Origin of the sequence: Modicisalibacter tunisiensis (genome assembly GCF_020148005.1) — a bacterium.
In the GTDB taxonomy this organism is placed as follows: domain Bacteria; phylum Pseudomonadota; class Gammaproteobacteria; order Pseudomonadales; family Halomonadaceae; genus Modicisalibacter; species Modicisalibacter tunisiensis.
Genome location: NZ_JAGXFD010000001.1, coordinates 319,081 through 322,515, shown reverse-complemented (window position 1 = coordinate 322,515; position 3,435 = coordinate 319,081). Strand labels below are relative to the sequence as shown.

Sequence of the window (3,435 nt, the reverse complement as noted above, 5' to 3'; positions counted from 1 at the left end):
GGATTGCCGCCACGCACTTTGCAACGCCCATCACCTGCGTGAATTGACTGCGGCCTGGGAAAATGACCACCAAAAGTGGGCCAAGGCGCTGCATGATCTGCTGCTGGAGATGCATCAGGCCGTTGACGCTGCCGGTGGCACGCTCTCGCCCGAAGAGGCGCAACGCTGGCGAGTCCGCTATCGGCAGTGCCTGACAGAGGGTGAGACCGAGTGTCCGCCACCGATCCCACCACCACCGGGAAAGCGCGGTCGTGCCAAACGTACCAAGGCACGTAACCTGCTCGAACGTCTCCAGGCGTACGAGGACGATGTGCTGCGTTTCCTCGACGACCCCGCCGCGCCCTTCACCAATAACCAAGGGGAGCGTGACCTGCGGATGACCAAGGTCCAGCAGAAGATTTCAGGCTGTTTCCGCTCCTGGGAAGGTGCCGAGATCTTCTGCCGGATGCGCAGCTTCCTCTCGACGGCGGTCAAGCAGGGCCTGGCAGCGCACACCGCACTAGAACAGTTGTTTGCCGGTGAAGTGCCCGAATTCATGCGTCGGGACGGCCTGGATCAGGCAGCGTGACCTGAATAGTTACCGAAAAACTTGCGTTATGAGGCTTGTCTGTAGCGACAGTGTAGCCTTGAATATTTAAAACGAAAATTCCTCTTGTATCTTCAACAAACTTAGCGGTTATATACGATTTCGCGTCTTCTTTGTGGCGAAGAACAATTTCATCTTTGATCTTGGCAAAAGCATATGAATCAGGCGAGTCAATCACCTTTGAGGCGATACGGACCGTTCTATTAGAATCGCCAAAAGCTCTAAGCCTTGGGCTTATGTAAGTTTTTCCAGCTTTTGGATTTTGATAGTCATCCATATGCAATATATTCCTCATGTACCCGCAGAAAGCTAACACCCGCCATCACCGGTGGCAAAACCGCAGCGAAGCAGAGGTTTTGGCATCCGGTGCATGGCTTGGTTAGATTTTCACTCAAACCTGATACCCAGCTGCTCTGAGATCTTTTATGAGCTCTTGTTTCCAAGCACCTTGCTCGTCCATCGATATGTAAACCATACCGCTAATATCATTTGGAGTTTCGACATCGCCTTTGACTAGAGCGGCAACCCGAGGACGCCCGAGCTTCCCAATTAGAAAACCATGCTCAAAAACAACATTTTGCCTCGCTCGATATCGACCGTTGGGCTGGCCAGCCTTTGCTCCAATATCACAAGGGGTGTACAAAACGATTCCAAAACCAACATTTGAGTAGTACTCAATTTTCTCAATTATTGTCCGACTTGAGCTGGCCTGCATGTGCAGTATGATCGGCTCCAATCCAAGCTCAGCAACGAAATCCTTCATCTCCAGTTTAGTGATTTCATCGTGCCCATGGACAATAAAAACCTGAGAAGCATTGAATTCACCTGGAGCCGTAGGAATTATAGGTGGCTGAGCGGCAGCTCTATCCTTCAAAGCTTGGGAGGCTTCGACCTGCTGAGGCGTGAAATATCCCTTTCGGACCAATATGTCGAATAGTGGCTCATCTTTAATAGCCCAATGCGTTCGCGATAATTCCCATCGGCCAAGATCGAAATCAACACGCAGAGCTTCGATTGAACCGATAGGCAGACTGGGCAAAATTGTGTCTAACTCAAAATCAAAAACAACAGTGGATTGTCTCAGCCGTACATTGGTTATGTACCCGACCCGCGACTCCACTTCCTCGTTTTCAACCACAAATAACGAGGGAAAGCTTTTTAGTTCTTCGATAGCTTTATCATCTAAGAACTTATATCGCTCACTAATCTCGTCAGCGGTGTACTCGATAGCCACCCGGCTTCTGTCCAGCTCGAAAGGAGAGCTAGACCAGCTCTCTGGATCATGCGAAATCAATAAGTTGAACAAGAATATCTCCTTCCGAATGACTCACCTGAAAAATCTAACAGATATTAGACAGCGCGCTCGTTTATTGACTTGAACGCGCACGCGAGTTCAAAAATATTATGCTGCACACTATTTTCTCCATAACATACTGAAAAATCGACATATTAAGTATAGCTTGGCCACATAACACCAATCATAGTGCCAGCTGCATAACACCGATGAGCGTGCAGGCAGCCTTTGCCACCAGTTCCGCTTTGGGTCGAAAGCAGACCTCATAGTTTCAATCTTTTTTTCGTTTGCTCACTCTCGACGTTCCCCAGCGTCGTTAATTTCATAAATCCAGTCACGCTACCGCTCGGGGATGACATCTTTTCCCTGCGACCTCCTGCGCATCGTTCCTCTTTCATCACCTATCGGCCGTGTCCTCAGCGGCTTGACCAAAGTTAGCCTTAGCTTGGTAACGTTTTGCAACAAAAAAGCCTGCCGGTAAAGGCAGGCTTTCGTATGAGACGGGTGATTCAGCGACAGTTAGGTGGCTCTCGTCTGCCCTACCCGGCTGCTCACTCCCACTCTATTATATACGGAAGGTTATATTCATTAAAAATCAATGACATACAAAATCACTAATCATTAATACCATCAGAAATACCATTTCTAGAAATACTTGTTTGTGATTGTACAGCGAGTCTCCGCCGTTTCAATTCAGTACGCGCCCAAGCTGACGCCTCGGCCATGTCACGCCGTAGCTCAGCCAGCTCCTCAGCAGTCAAGCGGCGCACGTCAGCAGTCAAGCGGCGCACGGCTGGATCGCCACCCAGTTTTGGCTTCTTATTGCTCATAGTTATATACCTCAACCTTTAGTATGCACCATCAATGACAGCTCGGGAACAGGCCAGTAACCATAGAATGCCCTGTCGTACCCGCCAATGCATGTGCGACACTCAACATGAAATCGAGCAGTAGAAGCACAAGGACATGGACGTTGCGCCAATGTGGCGCCATAATGGCGCCCATGAAAACAAACCACCAAGAATCTCAGAGCCAGTGCTTGCAGCGCATCAACCTCCGCCTATCAGCGGAGGCGCTGGCTGCAATCGACGCTGAGTGCGCCTGCCGCGTGGGCAATGTTTCACGCAATACCTGGATTGTTGAAGCCATTCAGGAGAGGTTGGACCGTCTAAAATTATCGGAAAGTAGCAGTATCAAGGGGGATGGATGAACAGTTTCTACGAGTTCTTTGCCGGTGGAGGCATGGCCCGGGCAGGGTTGAGTACTAACTGGGAGTGTCTGTTCGCCAACGACTTCGACCCCAAGAAAGCTGCCAGTTACGCGCTCAACTGGGGCAACGACCACCTCCATGTAGGCGATGTCGCCAAGTTAACCACAGATGATCTTCCTGGCCGCCCCGATCTCGCTTGGGCTTCATTTCCGTGCCAAGATCTCTCGCTAGCAGGCGGGGGAGCCGGACTTAAACCCGCCTCATTCACGAGGGCTCTGATCGGGCGGTCTGAAGCTGCTGGCCAGAGGCAGCTCTCATCATGATCGGTATCTCCGGCGTCAGAGC

The 3,435-nt window shown here is 50.7% G+C and carries 5 protein-coding genes; 2 read left to right on the top strand and 3 right to left on the bottom strand.

Features of this window, described 5'->3' with window-relative positions; translation table 11 throughout:
* Window positions 1-568 (top strand): IS66 family transposase (locus KGQ91_RS01485; protein WP_224420084.1); only part of this gene is annotated, 568 nt, incomplete at its 5' end.
* Here the strand turns inward: KGQ91_RS01485 and KGQ91_RS01480 are convergent.
* The 3 genes from KGQ91_RS01480 to KGQ91_RS01470 form a co-directional block, all read right to left on the bottom strand.
* On the bottom strand, window positions 534-863 hold the full coding sequence (locus KGQ91_RS01480) for a hypothetical protein (protein WP_224420083.1): 330 nt from the start codon (window positions 861-863) through the stop codon (window positions 534-536). The genes KGQ91_RS01485 and KGQ91_RS01480 overlap by 35 nt on opposite strands.
* Window positions 864-977: 114 nt before the next feature.
* Window positions 978-1,892: a TIR domain-containing protein gene (locus KGQ91_RS01475; protein WP_224420082.1), complete on the bottom strand. Its 915-nt coding sequence runs from the start codon at window positions 1,890-1,892 to the stop codon at window positions 978-980.
* 602 nt (window positions 1,893-2,494) lie between these two features.
* Window positions 2,495-2,710 (bottom strand): hypothetical protein, encoded by a 216-nt coding sequence (locus KGQ91_RS01470; protein WP_224420081.1) that lies wholly within the window; start codon window positions 2,708-2,710, stop codon window positions 2,495-2,497.
* A 376-nt stretch (window positions 2,711-3,086) separates the two neighbouring features.
* On the opposite strand from KGQ91_RS01470, the gene KGQ91_RS01465 reads away from it, so the two are divergent.
* Window positions 3,087-3,413, top strand: a complete 327-nt coding sequence (locus KGQ91_RS01465; protein ID WP_224420080.1) for a DNA cytosine methyltransferase — start codon at window positions 3,087-3,089, stop codon at window positions 3,411-3,413.
* Window positions 3,414-3,435 lie beyond the last annotated feature (22 nt).

What these genes read in the sequence shown, in the direction of transcription:
- KGQ91_RS01480 (WP_224420083.1), bottom strand. Translation starts at nt 863, where the DNA reads ATGGATGACTATCAAAATCCAAAAGCTGGAAAAACTTACATAAGCCCA.
- KGQ91_RS01470 (WP_224420081.1), bottom strand. Translation starts at nt 2,710, where the DNA reads ATGAGCAATAAGAAGCCAAAACTGGGTGGCGATCCAGCCGTGCGCCGC.
- KGQ91_RS01465 (WP_224420080.1), top strand. Translation starts at nt 3,087, where the DNA reads ATGAACAGTTTCTACGAGTTCTTTGCCGGTGGAGGCATGGCCCGGGCA.